This window comes from Bacillota bacterium (assembly GCA_023511485.1).
Classification (GTDB): Bacteria; Actinomycetota; Aquicultoria; order Aquicultorales; family Aquicultoraceae; genus CADDYS01.
Map to the genome: position 1 here is coordinate 21,179 of JAIMBH010000032.1, position 6,669 is coordinate 27,847.

The window sequence follows — 6,669 nt, forward strand, 5'->3', positions numbered from 1 at the left end:
TTATTCTTGATGGATCTTACCGCTTAAAGCCTCCAGTAATTGATAAATCTTAATCAAGATTATACCAAAAAACAGACGTTCTTGCTAAGTGAAGCGCACGGAAACGGCTTCGCACTGTAACACTGTAAACAGGTTATTAAAGAGTGCGCCCGTAGGCTTCAACTTCGTAAATCCTGCAGCCAAATTTACCATTACCAAGGGGTGCTAGCTTGCGAATCCATATCATATAGTGTTTGTGCGCCTCCCCGGTAAACTTAAACGTCATTTTTTTATCAGCGTTATCAACTTTCCGTACGGTCGTCCAGTTTAGCGCATCGTCAGAGCTCCTTATCTCTCCGCTCCAACCGCCGGAAGAGATTATGGTCATCGCTTCTAAGTTAACAGTCCGGCCATAGTCTATATATACCCCTGTGCCACCCTTTGGATCACTAAAAATCGACGTTTTGTAGCTTTTCGTCGACCAGGCGGTCGATAAATCTTTGTCAACAATTTTGTTTAACTCACTGAGGTCGTCCTCCCCGCCACCGTTGGGGTTGTACTCAACAACCGCCACCGGTTTTAGCTCACCAACCTGCATCCCCTGCACATGGCTTTTCTTAGTCCGGGCACCTGCGTCTTTCCCAGCTGTTGCCTCATCTACCCCGCTAAATAAAAGCAGATATGAGAGCGCACCTACAATAAAAATAGAGATGGCGGTAAGAGATATTTTTGCAAAAGGAGTAAGTTTTCTCTTTACCGACGGTTTAGTTTTTCTGGTAGGCCTTTGGCCGGCCACCTGATTTAGATCGGGTCTGAGCCTGTTGGCACCTGCCACACTTCTTCTACCGCCCCGCGGATGATTGTTTTCTTTATTGGACGAGGTGGCAAGAGCCGCAATAAGGTCTCTTTTTTGCGGCGGGTCCCAAAAGGCAAGGTCTTCAATAAGCTTCCCTATGTCCTGATACCTGTCGTCCGGGTTTTTCTTAAGCAGCTTGTCAACGATAATATCAAGCACCATCGGGATAGTTGGGTTGAGTTCGCTCAAGCGAAGCGGCTTCTCTGTTACATGCTTTCCTGCAATCTCAACTGATGATGAACCATCAAAAGGGGGCCGACCGGCTACCATCTCATACAAAATAAGCCCCAGAGAATACATGTCCGACCGGTGGTCTGCCTGGCGACCCTTAGCCTGCTCTGGAGATATGTAGCGGGCGGTCCCTAAGATCTTGCCAGTCTGAGTCAGTCCCGGCATGGTAAGTGCCCTTGCTATGCCAAAATCGGTAACTTTTACTATATAATCATCGGCAATTAAGATGTTCTGTGGCTTGATATCCCTGTGGATTATACCGCGGCTGTGAGCATGGCCGACCGCTTCTGCCACCTGCCTTGCGATATCCACCGCCTCTTCTATTGGAAGAGGCGCCCGCTCATCGATAACTTGCTTTAGCGTCTTACCGCGAACGTATTCCATAACAATGTAATAAACGCCACCCATGTAGCCAGTATCGTATATTGTTGTAATATTGGGATGAACAAGGCTTGCCGCTGCATATGCTTCTCTTCGGAACCGCTCGATAAAATGGGGATTGCTAGTAAAATGACCATGCAGTATTTTTATAGCTACCTGTCGGGATAAGGTTGTATCAAATGCCTTATAAACAACGGCCATGCCTCCCCGTCCAATAGCTTTTTCGATTTTATACCGCTCATTGATGATATTGCCTATCATTTGTCCTCTTATAATTACTCTAGCCTATATCTATGTCAACCTGTAGGCGCAAGAAGCAATGTTAGTAAACCAACCTTAATCAGCTAAAGCCTGCAAGTGTATGCCAAACCAAAACACTCCAATATTTTACACTTAGCCAATCCGTAGCGGAATGCATTTTTGACACTATTTTGATACTTGATTTTTGAAACTGGCGTCGGTTTTTAGTTCGAACCCGCTTCCCTTCGGGAATAATTTCTTTACTGGAGGTGGATTCATGCATGAGCAGGCGCTTATAAGAGAAGAAATCGAGCAGGCAATATCGCAGGAGCCACGAATCTCCGGCAGGATTGATGTCGAGGTTCATGGGAGAGACGTTAGGCTGACCGGCGTTGTTGAGACACTGGAGCAAAGAGAGCTTGCCGAAGAAATTGCAAGAAGCTTTGGGCCCGTAAGAATCGATAACGATATCGTAATAGAATCTACTAAAGTCATTGAGGATGAGGATGTTCTGGCTGCAGCACGGCGAGCTATCGCAAAAAATCCTGACCTAGCCCACGATATCGGCGTGGATCGTGTCGTCGATGGCATCGTCTACCTGAAAGGACATAGCCCAAGCCTTGCCAGGATTGAGGAAGCGGTAGAAACGGTAGCCGAAGCAGCTGGAGTAAAAGACGTCGTATCTGAAGTAAAAATGATGCCCGGAGTAAGCTTAACAGATGACGAGATTGCTGACGAGGTAGCGCAAGCCCTTATGGCTAACCACTCAATTCATGCGGAGTTCCTCGGTGTGCAGGCAAAGCATGGCATAGTCACGCTAAGCGGCGCCGTAGCTAATCCTAGACAAAAGATAATTGCGACAAGTATCGCAAAACAGATGCCCGGTGTCGTTGAGGTTATAAACAACTTAGAGGTTGGCGAGCAGCCAACAAGCCTGGACCAGGCAATTGAGAACGAAGTGATAAAAGCTCTCGAGTTAAGCGATATAAATATGGCTGGTGTACGTGTAAATGTACTTGACGGCGTAGTATATTTAGATGGCAAAGTCGATACTTATAAACAGAAAGACCGTGCTGAGTTTCTTGCAAGAAACGTAAAGGGTGTGCGTATGGTACAAAACGACCTAGTGATTGGATTTCATATAGAGCCTAAAGCTGGCTAATTAAAGTGCCAAAACCTCTTACCCGCTTCTCAAGCATATTTCCACAAAATTATCAATCAGTCGTTTATTTGGCTCTGGCTCAAAGGAAGCCTTATCATCCCACTCGCTGACTGGATCAGCAAAGTAATTATTTATTCCATAATTTATCTCTGGATGAAACTGAACCGACCAGATTGGAAGGTTTTTATGCGCAAGCGCTTGGACGGTACAATAGTTAGATGTTGCAATGAGCTCAAATCCATCGGGAACTTCCTCCACGCGGTCGTGGTGATAAACCGCAGACCTCCATTTGGGCGGAAGGCCATCAAATATAGGGTTGTCTTTTATCCTTATGATTTCTGCAAAGCCTACCCTTCGCTCACGCCTTAGCACGCAAGCGCCAAAAGCTTTAGAGATGAGCTGGTGCCCGAAACATATTCCAAGAATCGGAATACCCTTTGAAGCCTCCTGTAAGATAAGGGCAGCCTCATCTTCAATCCATGCCTTAGGATCGTTTACTGAAGGCAGACCTCCGCCAACGATGATGCCAACGGTTGCAGAAGGCACTTTTCTTCTAAAACCGCCTATTGGATCGAATACAACACAATCGATTTTGTCCCCAATTAACTTTTGCGTAACCAGCGACAGGTTTTGCTCTTCGGGCACATCATCATTTTCTAGGATGAGCAATACTTTTTTCACCGCGCACCTTCCTATGTTTTTTGCATTATATGCATGCAATGTGTCCGGTGACAAGAAGTACAGAGCGCCCATGTTTACCGCCGATGGTTTTCTTGGAAATAAAAACGGGTATAGAATAAGTTAGGTTACTTGCTTAATAAGAGAGAGGAGTTTTGCTTGCAAGATATTAAGCGGGATGGAAACACAACACTGATGTTAGGCGGAGTTGCTGAAACATTTCGAGACCAGATATGGGCAATAGTAGAAAAGTGGATGCAGAGGTTAGCTTTAGAAGAGGGTGAAAACAGCTGGAGACTCATACCTGAAACGCAGTTAGTGGACAACTTACCAACATTGTTAAGAGGTGTCTCAAAAGTTATCGGTGATCCGGCGCGCATTGCCGATTTCGAACCTGAAGGGGTTATTTACCAAGAAGCCGCAAGGTTTGGCGCAAATCGAAGGGACAGCAATTATAAACTATCCGACCTGCTTCGGGAACTCGAAATACTGCGCGAAATAGTCTGGGAATTCTGCAGAAAAAGTGTCATGCCACTAGAGTTTTTCGACCTTGAGGGCAGAATAAACCGCCCTTTCGATAAGATGGTCTCGACAATAATCGATAGCTACGTTAATGCCTATACCGCAGAACTTAAGTACATTGCACGCAGGGATAAACTGAGCAATTTTCTAAACTACGAGTCGTTTAAAGAAGAAATAAACCGTGAGTTTGCAAGGTCCAGAAGATATCGGCACCCGTTTTCGCTCATCATGCTTGACATCGACGACTATAGAGATTACTGCCAGAGTTTTGGCAACGAAGCCGGAGAAGAGCTTTTGCAGGAGATCTCAGCAACAATAATGCGAATCATAAGAACCGTCGACATACCATCTAAATACGGCTACGACGAGTTTGCAATAATATTGCCTGAGACGTCTAAGAAGCAGGCACGAAAAGTTGCTGAGCGAATAAGGCGTGCCGTTAAACTTGAGATGCGACATTCCGCCGAAGTGCGTCGCTACCTAAAAACACCGGTTACTGTAAGTATAGGTATATCTAGCTATCCAAAAGATGCAGAAACAGTTGATGAGATAATAAGTCTTGCCGACGAGACACTTTACGCTGCCAAAAAAGCGGGCAAGGATATAGTTGTGTGGAAATAATTAGTTACCCAGTTACCAGTTAACGTTGCTGCAGTAAATATTTTTTTGTTAGCAGCACTGCAAAGCTTGCAGCACTATTTTTACCCTAGTTTTTCCTTCACGCGTTTAGTCAAGTCGTTCTCAAGTGTGAACATCTTCTGTACCAATCCGGATTTTATCCCCGAACGGCTGATGGTAAACCTTAGGTTTGGCGATTCTTGAGCCCGCCACTTTAGCTTATAAGGCTCGTCACCTCTCAGAAAATTAAAGTTATGCAAGCCCTCAGCAATTGAGTCTTCTATGGCTCGCCCAATTAAAACCGTAGAAACACTGACATTGCCCCAGTCTGGTTCAAAGCCACCCAGGTAGTAATAAAAGGAATCGCCAAAGGCAAAGCCATAAATCGCCGCTATCGCTCTGCCGTCTATCTCCATAATATACAGACGTAGCCAACCTTGTTTCTCCAGCTCGGTAGCCAAATCGGTATGAAACTTACGGAACTTTGGGCTAAGGTAAGCGCCCGGCTTCTTCTTGTTTATAAATCGCTTCTGGTGGAGCTTAAAGAAAAGCTCCATGTCCCTTTCCACATCTTTGCCTGAGCTCAGCCTGTAAGATACGGCGTAGTCACGAGCAATTCGCCGGGTGTAATACTGAACATTCCAGCGAAACTTCTTACTCAAGCCTGCCAGATATTCATCCCAGTTATCTGGTAAGGTTACGTTGTAACAATTGTCCTGGCAAACCTGTGTATATGGTAACTTTGCAGCCAAAACCCTTGAGCTAAGCACATCAATAGTAGGGCTTCCTGCAGGAAGTTGATGAAGGTCAATAGCATCCCATTTTAGGGAGTTAAGTAAAAAATCGGCCAAAGCGACTGAAACATCGGGGTTTCCGTTAACAATAAAATCTAAATAATCGGTCCCATTAGTTCCGATAAATGCGACCACTTTTAACGGAAACCCGTAATAGGTAGAGGATATATAAAACGGCGCGATGCCGGCTATTTTATCGCCGTCTCGTATAACGAGAAGGCATAGTTTTTTACCCTTACTATTTGCCTTCCACCAATTCCACGACCATTCCCAGGTCTGAAATACAGATAGGTTTGCTTCCAGAGCAAGCTTGTTCCAACTATCCCTTAAAGCTTTAAAGTCTTCTAAATTGGTTACTACCTCTATCTGTAGCAAGCACTAACCTCCGCTAGAAGTTTTGCTCTCTGTGCAGTACCTGGGAATTATTTCTCTTCTTCTTTTACGTGATCATTATATATAGGACACTCGTTACAGCCGCTGTATAAAGTGCATAGACAGCCGCTCTTTACTTCCCAGCAACTCTTCATCTGGTCATAAGCTGTGCAATTCATGTAGTGGCTTGCAGGGCATCCCTTGATATCCCAGCAATTTTTCATATCCCATCCAAAACAACATCTTGGGACGAACGAAGCTAGCTACTAGATTTTGTTTCTATCTTTTTTTGCGACTACTCTGGGCATTCATTATTCTTTCTTTCAACTCATCTTCGTCTTTTACACCATTTACATCTACTTCAAGATCCATCATTGCAGCAACACAGGCTCTTACTATTGCTGTGTTGGCAAGCTTCCTACCGCCTGAAATCTTTGACTTTATGCTCACCGACTCAAGGTAGGCAAACATCTCTTCAGGCATAGTTATTGGAACGCGAAGGTAGTTTTCCTTGCCCATTTAAATCCTCCTTCTAGTAGCAACGTCCCCAATAAAGTTTTACCATAGGCTTGTCTTACATATTATAATATAAGCGCATTGGTGCAAATAGGCAAATATTGCAATTTTAAGTAGATAAGCAATGTAGCTGCAAACCCAAAATCTGCAGGAGAATGGCTTCTAAAAAAGGCGAGTAAATACCCTCTGCCTGCTGCCAGATAGGGCTTTAGCCCTGCATGTATTCATATAAACAGAAGTTGGCCTTAAAAGTCCCCTTTTATGTTGTTTAGCTCAGCCAGAGAAAAGACAGGCCCATCTTTGCAGATATACTTTGGTCC

The 6,669-nt window shown here is 44.7% G+C and carries 6 protein-coding genes; 2 read left to right on the forward strand and 4 right to left on the reverse strand.

From position 1 onward, the window contains the following. Window positions 1–136: 136 nt before the first annotated feature. Window positions 137–1,708 carry a protein kinase gene (locus K6T91_09860; protein MCL6473093.1) on the reverse strand — a complete coding sequence of 524 codons (1,572 nt, stop codon included), beginning with the start codon at window positions 1,706–1,708 and terminating at the stop codon, window positions 137–139. Window positions 1,709–1,964: 256 nt separating this feature from the next. Between K6T91_09860 and K6T91_09865 the strand changes: the two genes are divergently transcribed. Further along, a complete protein-coding gene (locus tag K6T91_09865) occupies window positions 1,965–2,849 on the forward strand; it encodes a BON domain-containing protein (GenBank protein ID MCL6473094.1) in 885 nt (294 codons plus the stop codon). Window positions 2,850–2,867: 18 nt separating this feature from the next. Here the strand turns inward: K6T91_09865 and K6T91_09870 are convergent, their stop codons facing one another. After that, complete coding sequence (locus K6T91_09870; protein MCL6473095.1) at window positions 2,868–3,530, reverse strand: gamma-glutamyl-gamma-aminobutyrate hydrolase family protein; 663 nt, start codon at window positions 3,528–3,530, stop codon at window positions 2,868–2,870. 156 nt (window positions 3,531–3,686) lie between these two features. On the opposite strand from K6T91_09870, the gene K6T91_09875 reads away from it, so the two are divergent. Further along, complete coding sequence (locus tag K6T91_09875; GenBank protein MCL6473096.1) at window positions 3,687–4,670, forward strand: diguanylate cyclase; 984 nt, start codon at window positions 3,687–3,689, stop codon at window positions 4,668–4,670. An 80-nt stretch (window positions 4,671–4,750) separates the two neighbouring features. On the opposite strand, the gene K6T91_09880 is transcribed toward K6T91_09875, so the two are convergent. Beyond that, window positions 4,751–5,836, reverse strand: a complete 1,086-nt coding sequence (locus K6T91_09880) for a GNAT family N-acetyltransferase (GenBank protein MCL6473097.1) — start codon at window positions 5,834–5,836, stop codon at window positions 4,751–4,753. Window positions 5,837–6,112: 276 nt separating this feature from the next. Continuing rightward, on the reverse strand, window positions 6,113–6,352 hold the full coding sequence (locus K6T91_09885) for a hypothetical protein (protein MCL6473098.1): 240 nt from the start codon (window positions 6,350–6,352) through the stop codon (window positions 6,113–6,115). Window positions 6,353–6,669 lie beyond the last annotated feature (317 nt).

Excerpts from the sequence above, each read along its gene's own strand:
- K6T91_09860 (MCL6473093.1), bottom strand. The coding sequence starts at position 1,708 with ATGATAGGCAATATCATCAATGAGCGGTATAAAATCGAAAAAGCTATT.
- K6T91_09865 (MCL6473094.1), top strand. The coding sequence starts at position 1,965 with ATGCATGAGCAGGCGCTTATAAGAGAAGAAATCGAGCAGGCAATATCG.
- K6T91_09885 (MCL6473098.1), bottom strand. The coding sequence starts at position 6,352 with ATGGGCAAGGAAAACTACCTTCGCGTTCCAATAACTATGCCTGAAGAG.